Source organism: Telluria sp. AZSoR62, assembly GCF_058111565.1.
This window is the reverse complement of the sequence record NZ_JBYTST010000007.1, coordinates 197,553-223,773: the sequence shown is the minus strand read 5'-3', so window position 1 is coordinate 223,773 and position 26,221 is coordinate 197,553. Positions and strand designations below refer to the sequence as shown.

26 protein-coding genes and 1 other RNA gene are annotated in these 26,221 nt (G+C 65.7%); 11 read left to right on the top strand and 16 right to left on the bottom strand.

Translation table 11 applies throughout. The annotated features are described in order from the left end of the window. Positions 1 to 3: 3 nt before the first annotated feature. Positions 4 to 411, bottom strand: a complete 408-nt coding sequence (locus AC3XQU_RS13210; protein WP_489874616.1) for a hypothetical protein — start codon at positions 409 to 411, stop codon at positions 4 to 6. Positions 412 to 577: 166 nt separating this feature from the next. On the opposite strand from AC3XQU_RS13210, the gene pstS reads away from it, so the two are divergent. From pstS to AC3XQU_RS13190, 4 genes are all read left to right on the top strand, one after another. Beyond that, entirely contained in the window at positions 578 to 1,606 is a 1,029-nt protein-coding gene (gene pstS, locus AC3XQU_RS13205; RefSeq protein WP_489874615.1) for a phosphate ABC transporter substrate-binding protein PstS, read from the top strand. Positions 1,607 to 1,667: 61 nt separating this feature from the next. Then, positions 1,668 to 2,291, top strand: a complete 624-nt coding sequence (locus tag AC3XQU_RS13200; RefSeq protein WP_489874614.1) for a winged helix-turn-helix transcriptional regulator — start codon at positions 1,668 to 1,670, stop codon at positions 2,289 to 2,291. Between the two features lie 80 nt (positions 2,292 to 2,371). After that, positions 2,372 to 5,098: a bifunctional diguanylate cyclase/phosphodiesterase gene (locus AC3XQU_RS13195; protein WP_489874613.1), complete on the top strand. Its 2,727-nt coding sequence runs from the start codon at positions 2,372 to 2,374 to the stop codon at positions 5,096 to 5,098. A gap of 65 nt (positions 5,099 to 5,163) precedes the next feature. Continuing rightward, complete coding sequence (locus tag AC3XQU_RS13190; RefSeq protein WP_489874612.1) at positions 5,164 to 5,724, top strand: manganese efflux pump MntP; 561 nt, start codon at positions 5,164 to 5,166, stop codon at positions 5,722 to 5,724. Between the two features lie 8 nt (positions 5,725 to 5,732). Here AC3XQU_RS13190 and AC3XQU_RS13185 read toward each other — a convergent pair whose 3' ends face one another. From AC3XQU_RS13185 to AC3XQU_RS13160, 6 genes are all read right to left on the bottom strand, one after another. After that, positions 5,733 to 6,293 (bottom strand): TMEM175 family protein, encoded by a 561-nt coding sequence (locus AC3XQU_RS13185; RefSeq protein ID WP_489874611.1) that lies wholly within the window; start codon positions 6,291 to 6,293, stop codon positions 5,733 to 5,735. After that, positions 6,290 to 6,994 (bottom strand): YoaK family protein, encoded by a 705-nt coding sequence (locus AC3XQU_RS13180; RefSeq protein ID WP_489874610.1) that lies wholly within the window; start codon positions 6,992 to 6,994, stop codon positions 6,290 to 6,292. Before AC3XQU_RS13180 ends, AC3XQU_RS13185 begins: the two co-directional genes overlap by 4 nt. 13 nt (positions 6,995 to 7,007) lie before the next feature. Next, positions 7,008 to 8,876: an amidohydrolase gene (locus tag AC3XQU_RS13175; protein WP_489874609.1), complete on the bottom strand. Its 1,869-nt coding sequence runs from the start codon at positions 8,874 to 8,876 to the stop codon at positions 7,008 to 7,010. 16 nt (positions 8,877 to 8,892) lie between these two features. Next, on the bottom strand, positions 8,893 to 9,585 hold the full coding sequence (locus tag AC3XQU_RS13170) for a hydrolase (RefSeq protein ID WP_489874608.1): 693 nt from the start codon (positions 9,583 to 9,585) through the stop codon (positions 8,893 to 8,895). 163 nt (positions 9,586 to 9,748) lie between these two features. Further along, the gene (gene yghU, locus AC3XQU_RS13165; RefSeq protein WP_489874607.1) at positions 9,749 to 10,591 is read right to left on the bottom strand and encodes a glutathione-dependent disulfide-bond oxidoreductase; all 843 of its coding nucleotides are present in this window, start codon (positions 10,589 to 10,591) and stop codon (positions 9,749 to 9,751) included. A gap of 99 nt (positions 10,592 to 10,690) precedes the next feature. Further along, positions 10,691 to 11,281: a TetR/AcrR family transcriptional regulator gene (locus tag AC3XQU_RS13160; protein WP_489874606.1), complete on the bottom strand. Its 591-nt coding sequence runs from the start codon at positions 11,279 to 11,281 to the stop codon at positions 10,691 to 10,693. Between the two features lie 73 nt (positions 11,282 to 11,354). Between AC3XQU_RS13160 and bdcA the strand changes: the two genes are divergently transcribed. Beyond that, positions 11,355 to 12,068, top strand: coding sequence for an SDR family oxidoreductase (bdcA, locus tag AC3XQU_RS13155; RefSeq protein WP_489874605.1), 714 nt, complete (start codon positions 11,355 to 11,357; stop codon positions 12,066 to 12,068). Between the two features lie 216 nt (positions 12,069 to 12,284). Then, positions 12,285 to 12,719, top strand: a complete 435-nt coding sequence (locus tag AC3XQU_RS13150) for a hypothetical protein (RefSeq protein ID WP_489874604.1) — start codon at positions 12,285 to 12,287, stop codon at positions 12,717 to 12,719. Between the two features lie 79 nt (positions 12,720 to 12,798). On the opposite strand, the gene AC3XQU_RS13145 is transcribed toward AC3XQU_RS13150, so the two are convergent. The 7 genes from AC3XQU_RS13145 to ftsY form a co-directional block, all read right to left on the bottom strand. After that, positions 12,799 to 13,254 carry a MarR family winged helix-turn-helix transcriptional regulator gene (locus AC3XQU_RS13145; protein WP_489874603.1) on the bottom strand — a complete coding sequence of 152 codons (456 nt, stop codon included), beginning with the start codon at positions 13,252 to 13,254 and terminating at the stop codon, positions 12,799 to 12,801. 52 nt (positions 13,255 to 13,306) lie between these two features. Beyond that, positions 13,307 to 14,317 carry an alpha/beta hydrolase gene (locus AC3XQU_RS13140; RefSeq protein WP_489874602.1) on the bottom strand — a complete coding sequence of 337 codons (1,011 nt, stop codon included), beginning with the start codon at positions 14,315 to 14,317 and terminating at the stop codon, positions 13,307 to 13,309. A 51-nt stretch (positions 14,318 to 14,368) separates the two neighbouring features. Beyond that, the gene (locus AC3XQU_RS13135; RefSeq protein WP_489874601.1) at positions 14,369 to 15,145 is read right to left on the bottom strand and encodes an alpha/beta fold hydrolase; all 777 of its coding nucleotides are present in this window, start codon (positions 15,143 to 15,145) and stop codon (positions 14,369 to 14,371) included. A 231-nt stretch (positions 15,146 to 15,376) separates the two neighbouring features. Further along, positions 15,377 to 16,267, bottom strand: a complete 891-nt coding sequence (gene rpoH / locus AC3XQU_RS13130) for an RNA polymerase sigma factor RpoH (protein WP_489874600.1) — start codon at positions 16,265 to 16,267, stop codon at positions 15,377 to 15,379. A 453-nt stretch (positions 16,268 to 16,720) separates the two neighbouring features. Beyond that, complete coding sequence (gene ftsX, locus AC3XQU_RS13125) at positions 16,721 to 17,653, bottom strand: permease-like cell division protein FtsX (RefSeq protein WP_489874599.1); 933 nt, start codon at positions 17,651 to 17,653, stop codon at positions 16,721 to 16,723. After that, the gene (locus tag AC3XQU_RS13120) at positions 17,650 to 18,324 is read right to left on the bottom strand and encodes a cell division ATP-binding protein FtsE (protein ID WP_489874598.1); all 675 of its coding nucleotides are present in this window, start codon (positions 18,322 to 18,324) and stop codon (positions 17,650 to 17,652) included. Before AC3XQU_RS13120 ends, ftsX begins: the two co-directional genes overlap by 4 nt. A gap of 6 nt (positions 18,325 to 18,330) precedes the next feature. Next, positions 18,331 to 19,455 (bottom strand): signal recognition particle-docking protein FtsY, encoded by a 1,125-nt coding sequence (gene ftsY, locus AC3XQU_RS13115; protein ID WP_489874597.1) that lies wholly within the window; start codon positions 19,453 to 19,455, stop codon positions 18,331 to 18,333. Positions 19,456 to 19,710: 255 nt separating this feature from the next. Between ftsY and AC3XQU_RS13110 the strand changes: the two genes are divergently transcribed. Further along, positions 19,711 to 19,911 (top strand): hypothetical protein, encoded by a 201-nt coding sequence (locus AC3XQU_RS13110; protein ID WP_489874596.1) that lies wholly within the window; start codon positions 19,711 to 19,713, stop codon positions 19,909 to 19,911. A 173-nt stretch (positions 19,912 to 20,084) separates the two neighbouring features. On the opposite strand, the gene AC3XQU_RS13105 is transcribed toward AC3XQU_RS13110, so the two are convergent. After that, positions 20,085 to 21,788 (bottom strand): thiamine pyrophosphate-binding protein, encoded by a 1,704-nt coding sequence (locus AC3XQU_RS13105; protein ID WP_489874595.1) that lies wholly within the window; start codon positions 21,786 to 21,788, stop codon positions 20,085 to 20,087. Positions 21,789 to 21,975: 187 nt separating this feature from the next. On the opposite strand from AC3XQU_RS13105, the gene rnpB reads away from it, so the two are divergent. The 3 genes from rnpB (at position 21,976) to AC3XQU_RS13090 (ending at position 24,327) form a co-directional block, all read left to right on the top strand. Further along, positions 21,976 to 22,329: RNase P RNA component class A (rnpB, locus tag AC3XQU_RS13100), an RNA gene on the top strand. A gap of 42 nt (positions 22,330 to 22,371) precedes the next feature. Continuing rightward, positions 22,372 to 23,880 (top strand): glycerol kinase GlpK, encoded by a 1,509-nt coding sequence (glpK, locus tag AC3XQU_RS13095; RefSeq protein WP_489874594.1) that lies wholly within the window; start codon positions 22,372 to 22,374, stop codon positions 23,878 to 23,880. A gap of 186 nt (positions 23,881 to 24,066) precedes the next feature. Further along, the gene (locus tag AC3XQU_RS13090) at positions 24,067 to 24,327 is read left to right on the top strand and encodes a hypothetical protein (RefSeq protein WP_489874593.1); all 261 of its coding nucleotides are present in this window, start codon (positions 24,067 to 24,069) and stop codon (positions 24,325 to 24,327) included. A 23-nt stretch (positions 24,328 to 24,350) separates the two neighbouring features. Here AC3XQU_RS13090 and AC3XQU_RS13085 read toward each other — a convergent pair whose 3' ends face one another. Continuing rightward, the gene (locus tag AC3XQU_RS13085; RefSeq protein ID WP_489874592.1) at positions 24,351 to 25,301 is read right to left on the bottom strand and encodes an AAA family ATPase; all 951 of its coding nucleotides are present in this window, start codon (positions 25,299 to 25,301) and stop codon (positions 24,351 to 24,353) included. Between the two features lie 490 nt (positions 25,302 to 25,791). Here AC3XQU_RS13085 and mraZ point away from each other — a divergent pair, with 490 nt between their 5' ends. Further along, positions 25,792 to 26,220: a division/cell wall cluster transcriptional repressor MraZ gene (gene mraZ / locus AC3XQU_RS13080; RefSeq protein ID WP_489874591.1), complete on the top strand. Its 429-nt coding sequence runs from the start codon at positions 25,792 to 25,794 to the stop codon at positions 26,218 to 26,220. The last annotated feature ends 1 nt before the right edge of the window (position 26,221 follow it).

The following is a 26,221-nucleotide window of genomic DNA, read 5'->3' as shown; positions in this document are numbered from 1 at the left end:
CGCTTACTGCGCGTACATGTTGAAGGTGACCGGATACATCACCGGCCCGGGTTCGCCGGCCATGCCGCGCGGCGGCAGCGGGGTCAGGTGGTCGAGTTCGATGCGCGAGCCGCGCAGCGCCGGCGACATGTAGCCGGCCTGGCCCGGCACCAGGTAGAAGGCCTGCGCCACGCTGCCGATGCGCATCGTGAAGCGGTAGCTCAGGCGGCCCGGCCAGATGCAGCGGGCGTTGTCCGGGCAGCGGCTGTCCTCGGCGCCTTCGTAGGTGATCGACAGGCGCTCGGCCAGCGGCAGGGTCTGGCGCTCGGTCATGGTGTAGCGCGCCTCCGGCAGGCGGTCGTGGGTGGTGGCGCAGCCGCCGAGCAGCACAGCCAGGCCGGCGAGGGTGAAGACGCGGAGCAGGGGGCGCATACGGGTCGTCCTGTTGTTTTTTTGGAATTCCCATCATAGCAAAGCTGGCGGCGGCGGGCGCGCACGGTCGTGTCGATCGAGTCATAAACACGTCACATTCGGGGTCTAGACTTTGCTGCGTGGTCCAACACACACTCCCCCAACCAGGAATAGGAATAACAAGCCCATGTTCAAGAAGATCCTCGCCGGTGCTGCTGCCGCGCTCATGATGTCGACCTCGTTCGCTGCTGACATGACCGGCGCCGGCGCGACCTTCCCGTACCCGATCTACGCCAAGTGGGCCGAGTCGTACAAGGCTGCCACCGGCAACGGCCTGAACTACCAGTCGGTCGGTTCGGGCGCCGGCATCAAGCAGATCAAGGCCAAGACCGTCGACTTCGGCGCGTCGGACATGCCGCTCAAGGCGGAAGACCTGGACGCAGATGGCCTGATGCAGTTCCCGGCCATCATGGGCGGCGTGGTCACCGTGGTCAACGTCGAAGGCATCACCCCTGGCCAGCTCAAGCTGACCGGCCCGGTCGTCGCCGACATCTACCTGGGCAAGATCACCAAGTGGAATGCGCAGCCGATCGCCGCGCTGAACCCGGGCGTGAAGCTGCCGGACCTGGACATCACCGTCGTGCACCGCGCCGACAGCTCGGGCACCTCCTTCCTGTTCACCGACTACCTGTCCAAGACCAGCGCCGACTGGAAGAGCAGCGTCGGCGCCGGCACCGCGGTGAAGTGGGCCGTGGGCGTGGGCGGCAAGGGCAACGAAGGCGTCGCCGCCAACGTGCAGCGCATCAAGGGTTCGATCGGCTACGTCGAGTGGGCCTTCGCCAAGAAGAACAAGCTGTCGCACACCCAGCTCAAGAACAAGGACGGCGTCTTCCTGCAGCCGGACGACGAGCACTTCAAGGCCGCCGCCGCCGGCGCCGAGTGGACCAAGACCCCTGGCTTCGGCGTGATCCTGACCGACGCCGCAGGCAAGCAGAGCTGGCCGATCACGGGTGTGTCGTACATCCTGATGCACCGCACCCAGGCCGACGGCGCCAAGGGCGCGGAAGTGCTGAAGTTCTTCGACTGGGCCTTCAAGAACGGCGCCCCGGCCGCGGCTGAACTGGACTACGTGCCGATGCCGGCATCGGTCGTCAAGCTGGTGCAGGCCAACTGGAAAGCCCAGCTCAAGGATGCATCGGGCAAGGCCATCTACTAATCCGTTCGACCTGTCACGATCCGGCAGCCTGGCTGCCGGATGTTCTTTGGACTTTCCTTCCATGGCCAATACCATCGTTCTCGTGGTCGACGACAAGCCGGCCATCGCCGAGCTGCTCAAGTACGCGCTGCACGAAGACGAATGGATCTGGCACAGCGTCCCGACCCTGGCCCAGGCCTGGGAATTCATCGGGCGCGAGCGCCCCGAGCTGCTGCTGCAGGAATCGATGCTGCGCCAGGATGGCGGCATGCGCCTGCTGGCGCGCCTGCGCGGCGCAAGCGGCCTGCGCGAACGCCCCGTGATCCTGCTCGCCGCCGGCGCCGACGGACAGCAAGGCGCGCCGGCCCCGGCCGCCTTCGTTCCGCAGCCGCCCGACGATGCAATGGAAGAGCGCCTGCTGCGCTCCGGCCGCCTGGTGCTGGACCCGCTCAGCTGCAGCGTCCGGGTCGGCAAGCACCAGGTCGAGGTGCGCCATGCCGAATACCGGCTGCTGCGCTTCCTGCTCTGCCATCCGGGCCAGGTATTCTCGCGCGCCCAGCTCATCGAACAGCTGTGGGACGCCCACGGCACGCTCGACCAGCGCACCGTCGACGTGCACGTGCTCAGGCTGCGCAAGGCGCTGGGGCGGGCCAAGACCGTCATCAAGACCGTACGCGGGGCGGGCTACATGCTGGCGCCGGCGTGAACCCGCGCGGCATACATGTCATGCGGATGACATGAATGCAGGCTAGACTGTCGGCACATTGCCACAGTGAAACAACCAGCATGAGCTCCCACCCCGGCCAGGCCACCTCCCGCACCAACCGCACCCTGGTCTTCGTCTGGCCGGCCCTGGCCCTGCTGTTGTGCGCGGCCCTGTGGATCGCCACGGTCATGCGTGCGAATGCCGAGCACGAACGCGCCGGCGCCCAGGCGAGCAAGGACGCCGGCGCCTATGTCGAAGCCTACGAGCAGGTCGTCACCCGTTCGGTCGGCCAGATGGACCAGATCACCATGCAGCTCAAGTTCAGCTGGGAAAACGGGCGCGCCAGCGCACGCGATACCGGCCTGCTCGACGAACTGCGCCGCAACGGCATGTTCACCGACAGCGCTTTCGCCACCGTCGCCGTGGCCGACCGCGCAGGCATCGTGCGCGCCTCGACCCGTGCGGCGCTGATCGGCAGCGATGTCTCCGCCAGCCCGTCCTTTGTCGAGCACAGCAACCACATCTCGACGGCGCTGCGCATCGGCGCCGCGCCTTCCCGGCTCGGCGACGGCGGCGACCTGGTGCTGTTCACGCGCCGGCTCGATACCGGCGACGACGAATTCGACGGCATCGTGCTGATGGCGGTCGACGCCCGTTATTTCACCTCCTTCGTCAGTCCCGCCACCCTGGGCGCGGGCGGCGTGGTGGCGCTGGCCGGCCTCGAGAACTCGCTGCGCGTGGAACAGCGCAGCGGCGGCAACGATTGGCTCGACAGCGTGCGCAAGGTGCTGCCGCCCAACGACAGCCTGTGGGCGAGCGAGCATGGCGTGCAGCTGGTGCAGGGCGCAAGCGGCTTCGCCGACGGCCAGACGCGCGTGCTGGGCTGGCGCCATTCGGCCGCCTACCCGCTGGTGGCCCTGGTCGCGCTGTCGCATCATGCGGCCCTGGACGCCGCCGGAAGCTACTGGCGCGAGAGCCGCGACCGCGCCATCGCCGCCAGCTTCTGCCTGGTGCTGCTCGGCGGCCTTGGTTGCGTCATGGCGCGCCGCGCCGTGCTGCGCGAGCGCGAGCAGGACGAGGTGCAGCGCGCCTACCGCACCGCCACCGAAAGCGGCAAGGACGGCTTCTACATGGCCGCCGCCGTACGCGGGCGCGACGGACGGATCGAGGACTTCCGCATCGTCGACTGCAACGAGCGCGGCGCCTTCTTCTATGGCATGACGCGCGACCAGCTGGTCGGGCGCAGCCTGTCGCAGATCGACTCCGGCCTGTTCGGCGAAGAGTTGATGGAGACCTACCGCAAGGCGATGGAAGCCGGCTTCTACGAGGACGACCGGCGCATGCCGAGCGATAACCGCCTGAATATCAGCTGGGGCCACCGGCGCCTGGTCCGGGTCGGCAACGGCCTGGCGGTGACGCTGCAGGACATCAGCGAGCGCAAGGAGCACGAATCCCAGCTCGAACACATGGCCAACATCGACGCCCTGACCGGACTGTCCACGCGCCATGCCTTCCTGGGCGCGATGCCGGCGATGCTGGCGCAGGCCCGGGACACCGGCGCCGGCCTGGCGCTGCTGTTCATCGACCTCGACGAATTCAAGCATGTGAACGACTCGCACGGCCATGCGGTGGGCGACGCGCTGCTCAAGTCGGCGGCCGGGCGCCTGCTGTCGCTGCTGCGCCCGACCGACCGCGTGGCGCGCTTCGGCGGCGACGAATTCCTCGTGTTGCTGCACCCCGTGGACGGCGAACGCCAGGCCGCCTCGGTGGCGGCGCGCATCGTCGAGGCCTTCGCGGTGCCTTTCCTGGTCGGCGACGAGATGCATGCGGTGGGCGCCTCGGTCGGCATCAGCATGTACCCGCGCGACGGGCTCGATGCCGAGACCCTGGTGCGCCACAGCGACATCGCGATGTACGCCGGGAAGAACGATGGCAAGGGCCAGTACCGCTTCTTCGACCCTGCGCTGTCGAATTCCCTCACGTCGCGCGCGCGCCTGAAACAGCACATGCTCGAAGCGCTCGAGCGCGACCAGTTCACGCTGTTCTACCAGCCGCGCGTGGACGCCCGCAGCGGTGAGCTGCTGAGCATGGAAGCGCTGATCCGCTGGCAGCATCCGGACCTGGGCCTGGTGTCCCCGGGCGAATTCATCCCGCTGGCCGAAAGCACCGGCCTGATCGTGCGCATCGGCGACATCGTGATCGACAAGGCCTGCGCCCAGCTGGCGGCCTGGCGCGCGGCCGGGGTGGCGCTGGTGCCGGTCTCGATCAACGTCTCGCCCAAGCAGTTCCTGCGCGGCGGGGTGGGGCGCCAGCTCAGCGCGGCGCTCGGCAGGCACGGGGTGCCGGCCAGCCTGATCGAAGTCGAGATCACCGAGTCGGCCATGATGGGCGACCACGACGACATCCTGGCCGAACTGGCCTCGCTGCGCGCACTCGGCGTCAAGCTGCACGTCGACGATTTCGGCACCGGTTATTCGTCGCTGTCGCAGCTGCAGCGCCTGAAGATGGATGTGCTCAAGGTCGACCGCGCCTTCACCATGGAGCTGGGCAATTCGAAGGAGGGCACGGTGTTCTTCCAGGCGATCGTCTCGATGGCGCACGCGCTGGGCATGTCGGTGGTGGCCGAGGGCGTCGAGACCGCGGAGCAGCTGGCGATCCTGCAGGGCCTGGACTGCAACGAAGTGCAGGGCTATTTCATCGCGCGGCCGGTGCCGGCCGCGGACATGCTGGAGATGATGCGGCGGCGCTTCCTGCTAGAGAACCCGCCCCCGCCGGCCGCGGTTGCACCGAGGGGAGTTTGCGCCTAGAATGCCTGCGCCCCTGGGCCTGCTTCGCGCCATGCGCAGGCGCCCCGGCTTGACCGGATCCCTGCATGACCTACACCGCTCTCCTGTTTCTCGCCCTTGCCATGTCGACCGACGCCTTTGCCGCGGCGATCGCCAAGGGCGCCGCCCTGCGCCGGCCGACCTTCCCGCAGGCGCTGCGCATCGGCCTGCTGTTCGGCTGCATCGAGACCATCACCCCCGTCATCGGCTGGGCCCTCGGCTCGCTCGCGGCCGACGCCATCCGCCAGTGGGACCACTGGATCGCCTTCTTCCTGCTGCTGGGCCTGGGCGGGCGCATGATCTGGCTCTCGTTCGGCGAGGACGAAGAGGAAGAAGCGGCCGGCTCGCAGAAGCTGCTGGTGCTGGTGCTCACCGCGGTGGCCACCAGCATCGATGCGATGGCGGTCGGGGTCGGCCTGGCCTTCGTCGATGTGTCGATCGTGCATGCGGCGCTGGCGATCGGCGTCTCCACCACGGTGATGGTCACCATCGGCGTGCTGCTCGGGCAGCGCCTGGGCGCGGTCGTCGGGCGCAATGCGGAGCGGGTCGGCGGCGTGGTGCTGATCCTGGTCGGCACCACCATCCTGATCGAACACCTGTCGGCCTGAACGCCGGCCTAGTTCACGCGCTGCGGGGCGCGCACCTCCGGCATCAGCCACAGCACCGCCAGCAGCACGTGGATGAGGGCGCCGAGCGGCGCATACCAGAGCGACAGCAGGATCGCCAGCGCATACAGCGCGATCGAGACCCGGTTCTTGCGGCTGCCCCAGGCCATCGCATGGCCGCCGGCGCCGATGTCGAGGCGCCACGACAGCAGCATGAACGAGATCGAGCACAGCAGCAGCACCGCGCCGTATAGCGCCACCGGCGCCGGCGCCATCGGATATTCGCCCGCCCATGCCGTCACATACGGAATCAGCGACATCCAGAACAGCAGGTGCAGGTTGGCCCACAGGGCCGCGCCGTCCACTTTTGCCACCCGGTCCAGCAGCGCATGGTGGTTGACCCAGTAAATTCCCACATAGACGAAGCTGAGCGCGTAGCGCAGCCAGCCGGGCAGCACCTCGGCCAGGCCGGCGGCGTCGGTCGAATGCGGCGGTTTGAGCTCCAGCACCATGATGGTGATGATGATCGCGATCACGCCGTCGCTGAAGGCTTCCAGGCGGTTCTTGTTCATGGCGCCGCCGGCTCGGGCAGCACCAGGTGCAGGCACAGGATCGCCACCGGCACGATCAGGGCCACGAAACCGAATGCGAGATAGGCAAATGCTGCTGCCGCGCAGCCCAGGGCAAAGGCCAGCACCGGCCAGAAGAACTTGGCGCAGCGCGCACGGGTGGCCGCGTCGGCCGCGCCGCGCAGGCGGTCGACCGTGTCGATCACGAGCTGGGTGACGTTCCCGGTCATCATCGAGGTCGGCGCGAGATTGGTCAGCAGCAGCTTGCTGGCCGCACTGTGCGCGCCCATCGCCGCCGCGCCCAGCAGGCCGGCCGCCATTCCCAGCGGCGCGGTATCGTCGGCGACCGGCTCGGCCAGCATGCCGCACACCATGAAGCCAAGCAGCAGCACCAGTTGCAGCAGGTAGGACGGTTTCACCGCCGGCCTGCCGCGCCGCTCGCAGCGCGCCACCAGCAGCCTGGCCGCCGCCACGCCCAGGATAAAGGCGGGGAAGGCGAGCAGCTTGAGCAAGGAGGGCGTCTGCGCCGGGTCGGCCAGCGACACCGCGATCAGCACGAAGTTGCCCGTGACATGGGCCGTGAACAGGCCGAACAGGGCGATGAAGCCGAGGGTGTCGACATAGCCGGCCATAAAGCCCATGCCTATGCCTTGCAGGCGCTGGAATTGCGGCGTCGTCATCGAAGTGGTCGTCAAGATGCTCATGCCGGTCTCCTCGTCAGAATGCGAAGCAGCTGCAGCCGAGCGCGCCCCAGAAGCCGCCGAAATTCGACACCGGCACCGCCGACTTGCGGGCCCGGTCGTGCTGGTGGGCGTGCACGCCGCAGGGGCCGCCGCACTGGTGGGGCAGGGCGATCTTTTGTTGCGGCTGGGGGGCTGCACGGCGCCAGTGGCCCGGCACGGTGTTCACCGGCGACCACTCGGGCAGCACCGGAATCGGGGGCGGCCCCAGGCTGGTGAATTCGGCCGCGCCGAATACCACCTGGCCGCCCACCACGGTCAGCACCGATTCGATCGACTTGATGGCTTCGTCGTCCACGCTGAAGAAGTCGTTCGACAGCACCGCCAGGTCGGCCAGCATGCCTTCCTGGATGCGGCCCTTGCGTCCCTGCTCGTTCGAGAACCAGGCGCTGCCCGCAGTCCACAGCTCGAGCGCGACGCTGCGCGGCAGCAGGCCGTTGTCGCCGTACAGCGGCAGGCCGCCCACGGTGCGTCCCGTCACCAGCCAGTACAGCGCGGTCCACGGGTTGTAGCTGGCCACGCGGGTGGCGTCGGTGCCGGCGCCGACCGGCACGCCGGTCTCCAGCATCTTCTTCACCGGCGGGGTGGCGCTGGCGGCCTGGGCGCCGTAGCGGTCGACGAAATACTCTCCCTGGAAGGCCATGCGGTGCTGGATCGCGATGCCGCCGCCCAGCGCCTTGACGCGCTCGATATTGCGCTCGCTGATGGTCTCGCAGTGGTCGAACATCCAGTGCAGGCCATTGAAGGGGATGTCGCGATTCACCTTCTCGAACACGTCGAGCATGCGGGTGATCGATTCGTCGTAGGTGGCATGCAGGCGGAAGGGCCAGCGGTGCTCGACCAGGTGGCGCACCACCTTTTCGAGTTCGTCTTCCATGCCGGCCGCGAGCTCGGGGCGCGGCTCGAGGAAGTCCTCGAAATCGGCGGCCGAGAACACCAGCATCTCGCCGGCGCCGTTGTGGCGGTAGTAGTCGCTGCCCTGGCCGGGCGTGACCATGTCGGTCCAGCGCTGGAAGTCTTCCAGCTCGCCGCCCTTGTTCTGGGTGAACAGGTTGTAGGCGATGCGGATGGTGAGCTGCTTGTTGCGGTCGAGCTCTTCGACGACGGCGTAATCGTCCGGATAGTTCTGGAAGCCGCCGCCGGCGTCGATGGCGCTGGTGATGCCGAGGCGATTCAGTTCGCGCATGAACTGGCGCGTGGAATTCACCTGCAGGTCGTAGGGCAGGGTCGGGCCCTTGGCCAGGGTCGCGTACAGGATCATCGCGTTCGGGCGCGCGATCAGCATCCCGGTCGGGTTGCCTTGTGCGTCGCGCTGGATTTCGCCCCCGGGCGGGTTGGGCGTGTCCCTGGTATAGCCTACGGCGCGCAGCGCGGCGCGGTTGAGCAGGGCGCGGTCGTACAGGTGCAGGATGAACACCGGGGTATCCGGCGCGGCGGCGTTGATCTCGTCCAGCGTGGGCATGCGCTTTTCCGCGAACTGGAATTCGTTCCAGCCGCCGACCACGCGCACCCACTGCGGGTTCGGGGTGCGGTCGGCCTGGTCCTTGAGCATGCGCAGGGCGTCAAGCAGCGAGGGCACGCCTTCCCAGCGCAGCTCGAGGTTGTAGTTCAGTCCACCGCGGATCAGGTGCAGGTGCGAGTCGTTCAGGCCGGGGATCGCGGTGCGGCCGTTCAGGTCGATGACCTGGCTGCCCGCCTGCTTGAAACGCATCACGTGCTCGATGTCGCCGACGGCCAGGAAGCGGCCATCCTGGATGGCGACCGCATTCGCATTGGGCTGCTTGCGGTCGAGGGTGGCGAAGGCGCCGTTGATCAGGATGAGCGGTGCGGTGGACTGGGCGTGCATGGCGTCGGCTCCTCGCTTAGCGGACCGGCGCCGCGACCGGCGCCAGCACGTCGTTCTGTCCCAGGTTGCGCGCGGCGGCCTTGTGCACCATCGTATAGGCGTAGTCCACGCCCATGCCGTAGGCGCCCGAGTGCTCGGTGACGATCTTCATCACGGCGTCGTAGGTGTCGCGGTTCTTCCAGTCGCGCTGCCATTCGAGCAGCACCTGCTGCCAGGTGACCGGGACTACGCCGGCCTGCACCATGCGCTGCATGGCGAAATCGTGGGCATCCTTCGAGGTGCCGCCGGAGGCGTCGGCCACCATGTAGATCTCGTAGTCGCCTTCCAGCATGGCGCACAGCGCGAAGGTGGTGTTGCACACTTCGGTCCAGAGACCCGCCACGATGATTTTCTTGCGGCCGTTTGCTGCCAGCGCGTCGCGCACTTTCTGGTCGTCCCAGGAATTCATCGAGGTGCGCTCGAGGATCGGGTGGCCGGGGAACACGTCCAGGATTTCGGGATAGGTCTTGCCCGAGAAGGAGTCGGTTTCCACGGTGGTGATGATGGTCGGGATGCCGAAGGCCTTGGCTGCCTTGGCAAGGCCGACCACGTTGTTCTTCAGGGTCTGGCGGTCGATCGACTGCACGCCGAACGCCATCTGCGGCTGGTGGTCGATGATGATCAGCTGGGAGTTATGCGGGGTCAGGACTTCGAGTTTTGGGTTGTGCATGACATGCTCCTTTGAATGGCCGTTTGCTGCGGCGGTTGGGATTCGATGGAGTCATTATGTGCGGTGGTAGCAAGATTGAAAACCGGATAATTTGCAGATCTACAATCGAAAATTTCGATGATCGTCCGGCGCCTTTTTGCGGAGGCGCCGGCCGGGAAAACGATCAGTCCAGGTCGGATGCGTCGTGCCGTTCCGCGACCTGCTCTTCGGGCTTGCCGCGCACCCGGTTGACCTTGCGGCCGCGGATCACGGCCGGGCGCGCCGCCATCTCCTCGGCCCAGCGGCGCACGTTCTTGTACTCGTGCACCGACAGGAATTCGCCCGCCTCGTAGAGCTCGCCGAGGACCATGCCGCCGTACCACGGCCAGATCGCCATGTCGGCGATCGTGTACTGGCTGCCGGCGACATAAGCATGGCCGGCCAGCTGGCGCTCCAGCACGTCGAGCTGGCGCTTGGTTTCCATCGCATAGCGGTCGATCGGGTACTGCAGTTTTTCCGGCGCATAGGCGTAGAAATGGCCGAAGCCGCCGCCCAAGAAAGGCGCCGAGCCCATCTGCCAGAACAGCCAGTTCATGGTCTCGGCGCGCGCCGCGCCTTCCTTCGGCAGGAAGGCGCCGAACTTTTCCGCCAGGTAGAACAGGATCGATCCCGATTCGAACACGCGCACCGGCTGCGCTCCGGTACGGTCGACCAGGGCCGGGATCTTGGAGTTCGGGTTGATGTCGACGAAGCCGCTCGAGAACTGGGCGCCTTCGTTGATGCGGATGAGCCAGGCGTCGTATTCGGCCTGGACATAGCCCAGCGCGATCAGCTCTTCGAGCATGATGGTCACCTTGACGCCGTTGGGCGTGCCCAGCGAGTACAGCTGCAGCGGGTGCTTGCCGACCGGCAGTTCGGCCTCGTGGGTGGGGCCGGCGACGGGGCGGTTGATGCTGGCGAAGGCGCCGCCGGAAGCGGCAGGCGGGGTCCACACCTCGGGTGGAACATAGCTTGATTGATTGGTCATCGGGTTCTCCTTGTTGTGCCGGATGAAAGACCCATTCTATCGGGGGCGTCCGGGACGTGCAGGCGGCCGGGGATAGTGCGCCGCGTCCGTCCCGATGCGTCAGGCGGGAAGCACCTGCACCAGCGCCTTGCCCGCCAGGCGCGCAGTCGCCAGCAGGCGCTCCAGGTCCTGTCCATGGCGGGCGCTGGCCGACAGGCCCGCCATGGTGGTGCACACGAAATCCCCCACCTGATCCGCTTCCTGTGGATAACGTTCGGCAATGGCGTTGCGGATGAAGTCTTGCGCGGCGAGATGGAAGCCACGGGCAGCGTCGCGCGCTTTCGGGTCATTGCAGCGCGTTCCTTCCAGCACCATGCAGCCGGTAGCGGCCGCATCGGCGGCATAGCAGCGCGCTGCCTCTTCCAGCACCTCGGCCAGGGCCTCGGCCATGGGCCGGTCCTGCCCCAGGATCTGTTTCAGGGGAATCGCACCGGTCGTCGCATAACGGTCGAGTACGCGTGCATACAGCCCGGCCTTGCTGCCGAACGCTGCATAGAAGCTGGGCGGATTGATGCCCAGTGCCTTGGTGACATCCGCAACGCTCACGGCGTCGTAGCCCTTCTCATGAAACAGGCGCTGGGCAGTAGTGACCGCTTCGTCGGGATTGAACTGGCGCGGCCGGCCCCGTGGCGATTTTATATTTGTAGTCATGACTAAAAAATTCCTTGACAGGTCTGATGGGGCTTATTGTATCATGTGCTACATTAATCAAAAAGGAGTGGTCATGACAGATTTTTCAAACAAATCGGTGCTGGTGCTGGGCGGTAGCCGTGGTATCGGGGCCGCTATCGTACGGCGCTTTGCTGCGGATGGCGCGAAGGTAGCGTTCACTTACTCGGGCTCGCCGGAAGCGGCCCAGCTCGTCGCTTCCGAAACGGGAAGCACGGCCTACTCGACGGACAGCGCCGACCGGGACGCGGTGATCGCCCGGGTTCGTGAGAGCGGTCCATTGGATGTGTTGGTAGTCAATTCCGGCATCGCCATCTTCGGCGATGCGCTGGAGCAGGACCCCGACGCGGTCGACCGCATGTTCCGCATCAATGTCCAGGCGCCTTACCACGCGTCGGTGGAAGCGGCGCGTCACATGCCGGAAGGCGGCCGGATCATCGTGATCGGTTCGGTCAACGGCGACCGCATGCCGATGCCCGGCCTGGCGTCCTATGCCCTGACCAAATCCGCCTTGCAGGGCATGGCGCGCGGCCTGGCCCGCGATTTCGGTCCCCGCGGCATCACGATCAATATCGTGCAGCCAGGACCGATCGACACCGAAGCCAACCCGGCGGACGGCCCGATGAAGGACCTGATGCACAGCTTCATGGCGATCAAGCGCCACGGCCGTCCCGACGAGGTTGCAGCGATGGTGGCCTGGCTGGCGGGGCCGGAGGCGGGCTTCGTGACCGGGGCGATGCACACGATCGACGGTGCGTTCGGAGCCTGAGCGGCTTTCCCGGCAAGCACCTCGACGTCCGGCTCCTTCGAGACAGGCTTTCGAACGGAGCCGGACCCCCGGCAGCGCGCCTGTGCTCCAGGCGCGCCCGGTTTTCGGCCTTGTCCCCGACAAACAGTTGTTCAAGATTATTCTCGCTTCTGCATCGGCGCTTCCTATACTCAGATAACGGCCCGTGGGTCGAGGGCTGTGCATCAGGAGCCAATCATGAAAGCCATTGCTTGTGCCGCGGTCGTGGCCGCCCTGTCGGCGGCCGCCACTGCGCAGGAAACACCCTCGCCAGGGCAAGTGCGCATTACCGCGCCGCCGGAGCGCATCGTTCTGCCTCAGCAACTGCGCAACGTCTGGCATGAAGAGTTCGACCGCATCAAGGGAAGCTATGCCCTGTCGAACGGCAAGTCCATGCAGCTGAGCATGTGGGGCAACCGCATGTATGCCAGCATGGGCAGCATCGGGAGGGTACAGCTGATCGCGGTCTCGCCTTATGTGTTCGTCACGCGCGACGAGCAACTGCGGATTGTCGTCGAGGATCCGGCGATCTCGTCGTCGAACCGGATCAACGCCACCCTGACGATGCCGGCGCGGATGTTGTCGAGTACGGCATTGCCGGGCGCATTCGTCACGCTGCTCGCGCAACGCTAGGCTTGCCTGGAGCCAATGAAATGCGACACCCCGCCGGAGCGGGGTGTCTGCTTGCCGGGATGGTGCGGCCGGATGGGGCTCAGGTATCCGCGTTCAGGTTGCCGCGCAGGGCATCGAGCTGTGTTTTCATGGCCATGACCTGGTCCACGTCACAACCGGTCGCGCAAAGCAGTTGCGGCTGGAATGCCGCGGCGTCCTCGCGCAGTCGGCTGCCCTGTTCGGTCAGCGAGATGATGACCTGGCGCTCGTCGCTGGCGGCGCGGGCACGGGTCAGCAAGCCGCCTTGCTCCATGCGCTTGAGCAGGGGCGTGAGCGTGGCGGAATCGAGGAACAGGCGTTCGCCAATGCTCGACACCGTCTGCTCGTCCTGCTCCCATAGCACCATCAGGACCAGGTACTGCGGGTAGGTGAGCCCCAGCTTGCCGAGCAGCTTGCGGTACACCTTGCCCATGGCGAGGGAAGTGGAGTACAGCGAGAAGCACAGCTGGGCATCCAGCTGGGGCACCGCGGCCTTCGGTTTCGATGTGTCGTTCATGTGGACCAGTATAAGTAGCGAACTATCGAATAGCAAGCGACGCGCTAGTGAATCATTGCAGGCGTTGCTTGAGCTCTTGCGCCGCCTGGTCCAGTGCGCTGCGCGTCGCCGGCAGCTTGGCCAGGACGTTGAGCAGCCCGAAGTCGTGGATCATGCCGTTGTAGCGCACCGTCTTGACCTCGACGCCGGCTTCGTCCAGCTTGCGGCCGTAGGCTTCGCCTTCGTCGCGCAGCACATCGAATTCGGCGGTCTGGATCAGCGTCGGCGGCAGGCCCTTGAGTTGCGCGATGGTGGCTTGCAGGGGCGAGGCGTGGATCTCGCGGCGTGCGGCGCCGTCCGTGGTGTAGTTGTCCCAGAACCAGGTCATCATGTTGCGTGTCAGGAAGTGGCCATTGGCGAACTCACGGTAGGACGGCGTATTGAAATTGGCGTCGGTAACCGGCCACAGCAGCACTTGGGCGCGCAGGGCGGGGGCGCCCTGTTCCTTCGCCATCAGGCTGACCACCGCCGCCATGTTGCCGCCGACGCTGTTGCCGGCCACCGCCAGGCGCTTGCCGTCGATGCCGATCTGCGCGCCGTGCTCGGCCACCCAGCGCGTCGCCGCATAGGCCTGCTTCACCGCCACGCCGTAGCCGGCTTCAGGCGAGGGCGTGTAGTTGACGAATACCGCCACCGCACCCGAGCCTGCCACCAGGTCGCGCACCAGCCGCTCATGGGTCGGATAATCGCCCAGTACCCAGCCGCCGCCATGGAAGAACATGAAGGCCGGCAGCTTGCCCTTGGCGCCTGCTGGGCGCACGATGGTCAACTGCACCGGCTTGCCATCGAGGGTGACGGTTTTCTCGCTCACGTCGGCCTTGGGAAGTGCCACGCCTGCGCCCGCTTGCGCGCCGACCAGCACGGCGCGTGCCTCCGTCGGGCTCATCTGCTCGAGCGGCTTGCCGCCCTCGATGGCCTTCAGGAAGGCGGCGGTATGGCGTTCGACGCCCGGGAGACTGGCGGCGGTGGCGCTGTGGGACAGGGCGAGAAGGGAAAGGGCAAGGGCGGCGGCGGTGGTTTTCATGATGGACTCCTTAAGTGTGCGATTGGATAGTGCGCTATGTATAGGCTGGGTTTATTTGCCCTGTGCGGCTTCTGCGATCAGGCGGGCGACTGCCGCTGGATGCGAGGTCATCACGACGTGGGACGCACCGGGGATGGCGACGGTTTTCTTCGATTGCGCGCGCTCGGCCATGAAGCCCAGGGCGGCCGCCGGGATGTTCTTGTCGGCGGTGCCGTAGATGAAGTAGGACGGCAGCGCTTTCCAGGCCGGGGCGCCCGCGGCTTCGGTCAGCGCGGCTTCCGCGATCGGGCGCTGGCCGAATGCCATCAGTTCGGCCTGGGCTTTCGGCAGGTCGGCAGCAAATTGTTTGTGGAACTTGTCTTGCTGGATGTAGAAGTCCTTGCCGCCACTGGCCAGGACAACCGGTGCAGCCAGGGCCGGTCCGAGGGTGCTGCCCGGGTAGCGGCCAGAGAGTTCCAGTGCGGTTTCGCCTTGCTCCGGCGCGAACGCGGCCACATAGACCAAACTCCTGACGTTGGCGTTGCCGTTGGCGGCGGTGGAGATGACCGCGCCGCCGTAGGAGTGCCCGACCAGCACCACCGGTCCCTGGACGCCTTTCACGATGTCCGACACGACCTGGGCGTCGCCCTTGACGCTGCGCAGCGGGTTGGCGGCGCCGATCACGGGGAAGCCGTCGGCGCGCAGCTTGGCCGCGACGCCGTTCCAGCTGGCCGAATCGGCAAAGGCGCCGTGCACCAGGATGACGGTAGGCTTCACGGTGGCGGCAGGCGCGGCATGGGCCGATGCGGCGGTGCTCAAGGCGAGGGCGATGGTGGCGATGGTTTTCATGGTGGAGCCTTTCTAGTGTGTGATATTAAATAGTGCGCTATGTATCATGTTCAAAAAAATGGAGAGAAGATGCAGGGTGGTTTCCCTTGTCTGCCGTCCATGGAAAAAATTATATATAGCGCGCTATTTAATAGCAAGCGATTTTTGAAAAAATATGCGCTGCGCTGTTCCTTGCCCAGGCGGCAAAGAAAAAACCCGCCGAAGCGGGTTGTCGTGGAGCGGGAAGGCGCGTCAGACAAAGGCGGCCAGCGCACCTTTCATCTTCTTCAAGGCAGCCGATTCGATCTGGCGGATACGCTCGGCCGACACGCCGAACTCCTCGGCCAGCGTGTGCAGCGTAGCGCCCGAGCCGTCGTCGTTGGCCAGCCAGCGCGCTTCGACGATGCGGCGCGAACGCGGGTCCAGCTTGCCCAGCGCCGTTTCCAGGCCTTCGGACTGCAGGCGGGTAACAGCCTCGGCTTCCAGTACCTTGGTCGGCTCGGCCAGGTCGGACGACAGGTAGGCGATCGGCGAGAACTTGTCGTCTTCGTCGTCGGTCGGCGATTCGAGGGCGATGTCGCGGCCCGACAGGCGGGTTTCCATCTCGATCACTTCTTCGCGCTTGACGTCGAGCATCTTGGCCAGGTCGTCGACCTGGCCAGGCGTCATCGCATCGAGGCCGACCTTGTTACTGCGCAGGTTGAAGAACAGTTTGCGCTGGGCCTTGGTCGTGGCGACCTTCACCAGGCGCCAGTTCTTCAGGATGTATTCGTGCATCTCGGCCTTGATCCAGTGCATCGCGTACGACACCAGGCGCACACCCTGGTTCGGATCGAAGCGCTTGACCGCCTTCATCAGGCCGATATTGCCTTCCTGGATCAGGTCGGCGTGCGGCAAGCCATAGCCGAGGTAGCCGCGGGCGATCGACACCACCAGGCGCAGGTGCGACAGCACCAGCTTCTGCGCGGCGTCCAGGTCGTTGTCGTCGCGCAGCCGCTTGGCCAGCGATTGCTCTTCCTCGTGGGTTAGCATCGGCAGGCGGTTGACGGCCGAGATATAGGCGTCGATATTGCCCAGATTGCCGGTAAAACCCAGGTTCAGGGCACGACTGCCGGCTGGAACCAATGCGGATTGTGCGGACATAGTCATTTCCTCGTAGTTGTCTTGCTGCATCCTCACAGTGTCGCAGACCCATGTCTCGGGACACCGTTAACTGCCTGTTACAGGGATGCGTCACTTGATTTTTCGCTGTATTCAAGCCATATATTAGCACTCTCGTGGTGGGAGTGCTAGACGACCCATCGGTTTGCCGAAGTCGATTAAGTTTGGCTAAAGTATTGCCCGCAGGAATCAGAATCGCGTTTCGTTTTAACTGTAGAGCAGCTACTCCCCGTTTGATTGATACAGCTCAAAAGTGAGCCCGGAAGCGCTGGAAAATCCTTGAACACAGGTTAAGGGGGGGCGGAGATGGCTTCTGTTGAATGGCGCACGTAAGCCGGCCATGCCCTGTAGGAGGAGGGCGCGTCTGGACGTAGGGTCTGACGGCTAAGCCGTTGGGAAGCGACTTGTGGACGGCGGGAGCCGTCCACATCTGGTTCAGCTTACGCGTGCCAGGTGGCGCTGCACCGACAGCATGGCGCCAATCAGGCCAAGGCCTGCGCTGATGGCCAGCAGGCCTGCGATTTCGAGGCCGCCGAGCGGGGCCAACTGGAATTCCGAGGCATACAGCCGGGCGAATTCGGCAATCGCGCCGTTCAAGGGCGCCAGTCCCAGCAAGACCACGCCCAGGGCCACCGCGCCGGAACACAGGCCGAGCAGGGCGCCGGTGTAATAGAAGGGCCGGTGGATGAAGTTATCGGTCGCCCCTAGCAGCTTGGACACCGCGATCTCTTCCTTCTGGGTCAGCACCTGCAGGCGGATGGTGTTGAACACCACCGCGATCACCACGATGCCGAGCGTGACGGCCAGCAGCAGCAGGGCCAGGCGCAGGATGGCCAGCAGGGCGGCCAGGCGCTTGACCCAGGCCGAGTCGACCTGCACGGTCTCGACGCCCGGCAGTGCGCGCAGCTGCTCGACCATCGCATCGACCCCGCTGGCGGCATTGCCCGAAAAACCTTCGAGCTTGAGCACATAGCTGTCCGGCAGCGGGTTCTCGCCCAGCGTGTCCAATACGTCGCTCAGGCCGCTCTTGTCTTTCAGCGCGGCCAGCGCATCCTCGCGCGCCACGAAATTGACCTTGGCCTGGCCGTTGCCGCCCACGTTGGCGGCCGCGATGCTGCGGATCTGCGGCGCCAGTGCAGCAGCCTGCTCGCGCGTGGCCTCGAGCTTCATGAACAGGCTCATTTCCGGATCGACCGAGAGCTGCTGGGACAGCGGGCGCACGTTGTCGAGCAGGGTGATGCCGGCGAAGGGCAGGGTCAGCGCGAGCGCGACGACCAGGACGTTGAACAGGAAGCTGCCCGGCGCCTTGCGCACGCTGCCCAGCGCGGCCCGGAAGGCGAAGCGGTGCTGGCGGATCCATGGGCTCATTGCGCACCTCCGGTGCGGCCGGCGTCGGCGAGCATGCCGTGCTCCAGGCGGATCACGCGTCCGGCCGTATCGAGCACCTGCTCGTCGTGGGTCGAGATCACGCAGGTCACGCCGACCGCATGGAAGGCGCGCAGCGCGTCGAGCACGCGGTCGGCCGCGGCGCGGTCGAGGTTCGCGGTGGGCTCGTCGGCCAGGATGATCTGCGGGCGGTTGACGATGGCGCGGGCGATCGCCACGCGCTGCTGCTCGCCGCCGGACAATTCCAGCGGCAGGGCCTTGGTGCGGTCGAGCAGGCCGACCTTTTCCAGGGCCGCGCGGGCACGGCCTTCGGCCTGGGCGCGCGGCGCGCCGGTGACGAGCAGCGGCAGCATCACGTTGGCCAGGATGTTGCGGTCGTTGAGCAGGCGCTGGTGCTGGAAGATCAGGCCCAGATTACGGCGCAGGAAAGGAATGCCGGCCTTCTTGATGCGGCCGATGTCCTGGCCGTTGACGGTGACGACGCCGCTGGTGGGACGCTCGACCGCGGCCACCATCTTCATCAGGGTCGACTTGCCGGCGCCCGAGGGGCCGGCCAGGTAGACCAGCTCGCCCTTGGCGATGTTGATCGTGAGGTCGCGCAGCGCGTAGGCGTCGCTGGAGTACTGCTTGGAGACGGACTGGAATTCGATCATCAAGGCTTATCCGAGCAGGGCTTCGACAAATTCTTCGGCATTGAAGGGCTGCAGGTCGTCGAGCTTTTCGCCCACGCCGATGAAGTACACGGGCACCGGGCGCGTGCGCGCGATCGCGGCCAGCACGCCGCCCTTGGCGGTGCCATCGAGCTTGGTGATCACCAGGCCCGTGAGCTGCAGCGCATCGTCGAAGGCCTTCACTTGCGCCAGCGCGTTCTGGCCGGTGTTGCCGTCGATGACCAGCAGCAGTTCGTGCGGGGCGCCCTCCATGCCCTTGCCGATGACGCGCTTGATCTTCTTGAGTTCTTCCATCAGGTGCAGCTGGGTCGGCAGGCGGCCGGCCGTATCGACCATGACCACATCAAGGCCGCGCGCCTTGCCGGACTGGACCGCATCGAAGGCCACGGCGGCCGGGTCGCCCGAGGCTTGCGAGATCACGGTGACGTTGTTGCGCTGGCCCCAGACCATCAGCTGCTCGCGCGCGGCGGCGCGGAAGGTGTCGCCCGCGGCCAGCAGCACCGACTGGTCGAAGCGCTGCATGTGCTTGGCCAGCTTGCCGATGGTGGTGGTCTTGCCGGCGCCGTTCACGCCCGAGATCATCATCACGAGCGGATCGTGGCGGCCCAGTTCGAGCGGCTTTTGCAGCGGCGTCAGGAGCTCGATCATCAGTTCCTTGAGCGCGACCTTGACGGCGGCGGCGTCCACCAGCTTGTCTTCCTTGACCCGGCGGCGCAGGGAAGTGAGCAGGTAGTCGGTGGCATCCATCCCGGCATCCGACATCAGGAGCGCCGCTTCGAGTTCCTCGTACAGGTCTTCGTCGATGCGCGCGCCGACGAACAGCAGCGACAAGTTGCTCGAAGTCTTGGACAGGCCGGCCTTCAGGCGCGTCATCCACGACTGTTTTTTCTCAGCTTCCGTGGTCGGGCGCTCGGCGGTTTCCGGGAACAGCTCGGCGGTGTCGAATACGGGCGCATCGAGCGCGCCGGGGACGAACATCGGCGCCGGTACAGGGCTTGGAACAGGTGCGGGTGCAGCAGCAGGAGCGGTGGCAGGCGATGGGGCGGGCACGGCTTCGACGGCCGGCTCGGGAACCTGGGTCTCCGGCTTCTTTCTTTTGAAGAAACTAAACATAGTGGGGGTAGCGATTCCTGCGCGCGCATGCCGGAGGATTCCGGCGATGAAAAAAGGTGCGAATATTTTACCAGAGCAGCAAGATTCTTCCCCCAAGCGACGGGAATGGCCCGTAAACATGCGTAGGGTAAATTTCTTGTTGCATTATTGATGAAACCGATAGGCTACTCAACAGTGCGGTTCTGGAAATCGATGGCGAGTTGCGTTAAATTGAGCGCAGAGAGAAAACCATAAATAACGAACAACGGGGCCACCGTGAAAATCACCAACTTTCTGAAGCGGCTCATCTACGGCGACAACGCCACCGATGGCAGCGCCGCAACCTTGCGCAACATTATTGTGTGGGCCTTCATCGCCCTCGTCGCAACCTTCCTCACTAAACCGTCGGGCGAACCGGTCAGCTTCTTCGACAAACCGATCCCGCTGCCGGCCGAGCTCGGCCTGGAACAGCGGTAAGCGCTTGCCGGCTTCTCAAGAGCCGACGCTAACCCGTAGGGTGGGCAAGTTCCTTGCCCACGCGTTCAGGCGGCCGTGCTGCTGCCCGTGCGGCTGGTTACCTCGCAACGATCACCGCGTGGGCGGAATCCGCCCACGCTACGATTCCCTGGCAAGGCGACCGAGCGGCTGGACTAGCGCCCGGCCTGGGCCGCTTGCGCCGCCTGGCGCAGGGTTTCCAGCGTCGCGTTCGGCGTGATCAGGTTGCCGTCATAGCGCAATTCGATCAGGGCCGGCAGCAGCTGCTCGTTTGCATGCCTGAGCGCCCGCTGCAGGGCAGGCGCAAACGCCTCGGTCGACTCGACCACCTCGCCATGGCCGCCGTAGGCGCGCGCCAAGGCCGCGAAATCCGGGTTGCGCAATTCGGTGCCCGACACGCGGCCCGGATAAGTCTTTTCCTGGTGCATGCGGATGGTGCCGAACATGCTGTTGTTGAAGACCAGGATGACCACGCCGGCCTTGTATTGCACCGCGGTCGCCAGTTCCTGGCCCGTCATCATGAATTCGCCGTCGCCGGCAAAGGTCACGACGGCGCGCTCCGGGTGCACGATCTTGGCCGCGACGCCGGAGGGCACGCCATACCCCATCGCGCCATTGGTCGGCGCGAGCTGGGTGCGCATGCCTCCATAGCGGTAGAAGCGGTGCGCCCACGAGGCGTAGTTGCCGGCGCCGTTGGTGAGGATGGCGTCGCGCGGCAGCACGGCCATCAGGTCCTGCACCACCTGCCACAAGTCGAGCGGCGCGGCGCCGTCCTTGAAGATCGGCGGCTGCGCCTGGAAGGCCGCCAGCTCCTGCTTCGCCTCCAGCACGCTGCCGGCCCACGCCGTCGCATCGACCGGCTCCATGGCCGCCAGCATGGCGCAGGCCTGCGGCGCGCCGCTGGCGATCATCAGGTCGGCCTGGTAGACGCTGCCCAGTTCTTCCGCGTCCGCGTGGATGTGGACCAGGCGCTGGCGTGGCACCGGGGAGGCCAGCAGCGTGTAGCCGCCGGTCGTCATCTCGCCCAGGCGCGGGCCGATGGCGATCACCAGGTCCGCCTGCGCCACGCGCGCGGCCAGCTTCGGGTTGATGCCGATGCCGACGTCGCCGATGTAGTTCGGGTGCGCGTTGTCCATCAGGTCCTGGAAGCGGAAGGTGCAGCCCACCGGCAGGTGGTTGGCTTCGGCAAAGCGCGCCAGGTCGGCGCAGGCCTGGTCGTTCCAGGTGCCGCCGCCCAGCAGCACGACCGGGCGCTTCGCTTCCGCCAGCATGGTGCGCAGCGTGTCGATTTGCGCCGCCGATGGCGAAGCCTGCACCGGCTGGTAGCGGCGGGTGTCGGCAACTTGGGCTGTCGTGACCAGCATGTCTTCCGGCAGGGCCAGCACCACCGGGCCGGGACGGCCGCTGGTGGCGACCTGGAAGGCGCGCGCGAGGTATTCGGGAATGCGGTCGGCGCGGTCGATCTGCGCGACCCACTTGGCCATCTCGCCGAACATGCGGCGGTAGTCGATTTCCTGGAAGGCTTCGCGGTCGATGAAGTCGTTGCCGACCTGGCCGATGAACAGGATCATCGGGGTCGAATCCTGGTAGGCGGTGTGCACGCCGATCGAGGCATTGGTCGCGCCCGGGCCGCGGGTGACGAAGCAGATGCCCGGCTTGCCGGTGAGCTTGCCGTAGGCTTCGGCCATGAAGGCCGCGCCGCCTTCCTGGCGGTTGATCACGAAGCGGATAGCCGAGTCATGCAGCGCGTCCAGCACGTCGAGATAGCTCTCGCCGGGTACGCCGAAGGCGGTATCCACGCCGTGGATCGCGAGTGCATCGACCAGGATCTGGCCGCCGGTGCGGGAAGGGTGCGTCATGGTTCGGTCATCCTTGCTGGTTGGGTAACGGATGATTTTATGCCAGCAGGCCTGCGCGGGCTTTTGAAATGGCGACACAAAATTTCAGAAAACGCGACGCGGTGCGGGCCAGGCGCTGTGCCTGCAAACCACAAGCGCGCCCTTGACCCGGCGCTCGACTGCCCCGATCGGTTACAATGCCCCCCGTGAAGCAGGCCAGGCAGCCGCTGGCCGGTATCGTCAAGGTACTGGCGGGAGGAAGGTCCGGACTCCATAGAGCAGGGTGACGGTTAACGGCCGTCCGCTGAAAGCCGCCACGCGCAAGTGGGGTGGTATAAGGCGAGGAATAGGGCCACAGAGACGAGCGTATTCAGTTACGGTGAAACGCGGTAACCTCCACTCGGAGCAATTCCAAATAGGCACGCGTTGATGTTGCTCGCGGAGCGTGCGGGTAGGAAGCTTGAGCGCTGGAGTAATCCAGCGCCTAGAGGAATGGCTGTCCAGGCGGCGACCCGCAAGGGGAACCGCTACACAGAATCCGGCCTATCGGCCTGCTTTACATTGAATTTTGCCGGTCCCTCATGGACCCTGCCTTGGTGAGCCATTGATGAAATACATCCTTGCCCTCGACCAGGGCACCACCAGTTCGCGCGCGATCGTGTTCGACCACCAGGGCCGGCCGCTCGCCTGCAGCCAGCAGGAATATCCCCAGCATTTCCCCCAGCCGGGATGGGTCGAGCACGACGCGCTCGACATCTGGCATACCCAGCTTGCCTGCGCCCGCCACGCCCTGCGCGAAGCCGGCATCCACGCCTCCCAGGTCGCCGCCATCGGCATCGCCAACCAGCGCGAGACCACCGTCTTGTGGGACCGCGCCAGCGGCGAGCCGGTCGCCCGCGCCATCGTCTGGCAGGACCGGCGCACCGCCGATATCTGCGACCGCCTGCGCGCGCAGGGCAAGGCCGCCGATATCCAGCAGCGCACCGGACTCGAGCTGGACGCCTATTTTTCCGCCACCAAGCTGCAATGGCTGCTCGAGCACGTGCCCGGTGCGCGCGCACGCGCCGAGCGCGGCGAGCTGGCCTTCGGCACCGTCGACAGCTGGCTGGTGTTCCGCCTGTGCGGGCGCCACGTCACCGACAGCAGCAATGCTGCGCGCACGATGCTGTTCAACATCCGCACGCTGTGCTGGGACGATGCGCTGCTGGAGTTGTTTGATATACCTGCTTCCGTCTTGCCCGAGGTGGTGGGCAGTTCCGAAGTGGTGGGTCTGGCCGCCGAAGCCTGGTTCGGCCATGCGATCCCGATCGCCGGGATCGCCGGCGACCAGCAGGCCGCCACCTTCGGCCAGGCCTGCCATCGCAAGGGCCTGGTCAAGAATACCTATGGCACCGGCTGCTTCATGCTGATGCATGCGGGAGATACGCCGCCCGTGTCGCACAACCGCCTGCTGTCCACCGTCGGCTGGAGCGTGCAGGGCGCCACCACCTACCTGCTGGAGGGCAGCGTCTTCATGGGCGGCGCCACCGTGCAATGGCTGCGCGACGGCCTGGGGTTCATCAAGGACTCCAGCGACGTCGAGCCGCTGGCCATGAGCGTGCCCGATAGCGGGGGCGTGATGCTGGTGCCGGCCTTCACCGGCCTGGGCGCCCCGCACTGGGACCCCTACGCGCGCGGGACAATCGTCGGCATGACGCGCGGGACCACGGCCGCCCACATCGCGCGCGCCGCGGTCGAAGCCATCGCCTACCAGAGCGCCGAACTCCTTGGCGCGATGCAGAAGGACGCGGCCTGCGCCGTGCTCGAGATGCGCGCCGATGGCGGCGCGGCGCGCAACGACCTGCTGATGCAGTTCCAGGCCGACCTGCTCGGCATCCCGGTCGTGCGGCCGCAGGTGCTGGAAACCACGGCGCTGGGCGCGGCCTACCTGGCGGGACTGGCGGTCGGCTATTGGGAAACGGTCGAGGACATCGGCAGCCAGTGGCAGGTCGAGCGGCGTTTCGAGCCGCAGATGGATGCCGGCCGGCGCGGCGAACTGATGGCGCGCTGGGGCAGGGCGGTGGCGCATGCCAAGGCCTGGGAGGCCCCAGAACATCCTGGCGCAACACCATGAAGCAGCCATGCCGGTCCTGCACGGCTGGTGTTTGCATCGGGCGCGCTGCCGGCCTTCATGTGCGCGACTGTCATCGAGCCCTCCGGCTTCAAGCGTGTTCGGCGACCCGGCCGCGATAACGTATGATCCGCACGAGGAGGGCAGCCTGCACTCCGCCTGATACAGCACGCGCCAAGGAGGCCGGACATGTTGAATATGGGAGATGCGGACCCGCGCCTGGTCCAGAAGCTCGGTGGACTCGCCGCGCGCGCGGTCGAAGACGCGCTGGCGTCGGGCCTGAGCTGGGACCAGGCCATTCTCGCTTTTGGGGTCGCCAGCAAGGCGATCGCCGCGAATGCCGCCAGCCAGGGCGGCGGCGCCCCGGAGGAATACGCGGCGCGCGCCGAGCGGCGCCTGAAGGAAGGCATGGACCGCAGCGCCGATGTGCTGAAGGCTTACCTTCGCTGAACCCGGCTGCGCCGTTATCCGCTTCAGAAACCGATGCGCGCTTTGCCCGGCACCGGCCGCATGCGGATATCGCCCACCGCCACATGCCCGCGCCCGGCCGCCACCGCATAGCCCAGCGCATCGAGCAGCGTCTTGCGCAAGTCGCGCGGCGAGACTGGCGCCAGACAGTCCAGGACCTTGTCGGCCAAATCATCGTCGAACCCGCCCAGGTTCAGTTCCCGCACCAGGGCACGATACATGCGCTGCGCAATGCCGGCCGCCTGCTCGGGCGTCGGGGCCGGCACCTCGTATACCGCCATGCGATTCAGGAGCGGGGCAGGGATGCCCTCGGTGGAGTTCGCCGTCAGCACCCAGAAGATCCGGCTCGCATCGAGCTCCACGTCGATGAACTCGTCGCGGAAGCTGCGCGAGGTCTCCGGTTCCAGTAACTGATACAAGGCCGCCAGCGGATCGGATTGCGAAGAGCCGCTTGCCTTTTCCACTTCGTCGAGCACCACCACCGGGTTCGCATACTGTCCGCGCACCAGGCGCTCGGCCACCTTGCCGCACTTGGCGCCGCGCCAGCTGGCCGAGCTGCCGGTGATCACGAAACCGGCCGACAGCGCATTCATGCTGATCAGTTCGCATTCGGTCTGCATCATCCGCGCCAGCCGCCGCGCGAAGTGGGTCTTGCCCACGCCCGGGCCGCCCAGCAGCAGGATGGGCATCACATTGAATCCCTTGTTGCCGGCATGGGCCAGGCGCAGGTAGCGCGCCAGGTCGCCCAGCACTTCATCGAAATTCGGACATTCCTCGAACAATGGATCCAGTGCACTTGTCGAAGACGGAGTGGTGACGAAGCGCTCGGCACCGGTCTCGAGCATGCGCTCGTAGAAGGCCTCAAGCTCGGGAGAGCGGCCGCGGCTGCGGTCGAGCGCTTCCTGGACTTCGATCAGGTCGTACACCGAACAGGTGCGGGCGAGGGTGATGCTCACTGCGGACTCCCTGGTAGCAAACAAGGTTCAGCCTGGCATGTCCGTATCCCTTGGAGCGGCTTGTTGCCGGCTGAGTCATATGCGGGATGGGTGCTTGCCTTGGCTTGATGCTAGCGCGTCCTGAAGAGTGCCGCAATTTTGGAAGGGTCAATGCTGCAAGGGAAGATTAGTTTCTATATGTAAACACCATGCATGCCGTGATCTTTATCAAGAGAAATTATTGTCATTACAAGTGATGCACAACCTTCACTGTATTTCCTAAGTGACTGATTTAGGAGACATTTTAGGTTGACATAGGGTCAAGAGATGAAGCTAAGTCCTTGGTTTCATTAGAAAATTTAAGATTTGCCGGACGTGAATTCGCTTGACCACCAACATTGATTCCAATAAAGTGGGAAACAGTGTGAAAAAGTGTCGTTTTGTGGGGGATTTTCGGAACCCCGGACGGCTAAAAAATTCTAAATTGATAACTCTCCAAGCTAGGTAATCTGTGTTCCAGGGCGCGTCAGCGATCAATCTCGATGCAAAAGGCAGGATGTCGATTCCGGCAAAGCATCGTGACGCCTTGACGGTCCAGTGCGAAGGCCGCATGACGCTGACCAAGCACCCGCACGGCTGCCTCCTGTTCTTCCCGCGCCCGGTCTGGGAACAGCACCGCGACCAGATCGCCGCATGGCCGATGTCGGCACGTGCATGGCAGCGCATTTTCCTTGGTAACGCCTGCGATGTCGAGGTGGACAGCGCCGGCCGCGTGCTGATTTCGCCCGAGCTGCGCGCCGCCGTCGGGCTGGAAAAGGAAGTCATGATGCTCGGCATGGGTACCCATTTCGAGATCTGGGACGCCGCCAAGCTCGCCGACAGCGAAGCCGAGGCCGTTGCCGGCGGCATGCCCGATGTGCTTTCCAATTTCTCTTTCTGAG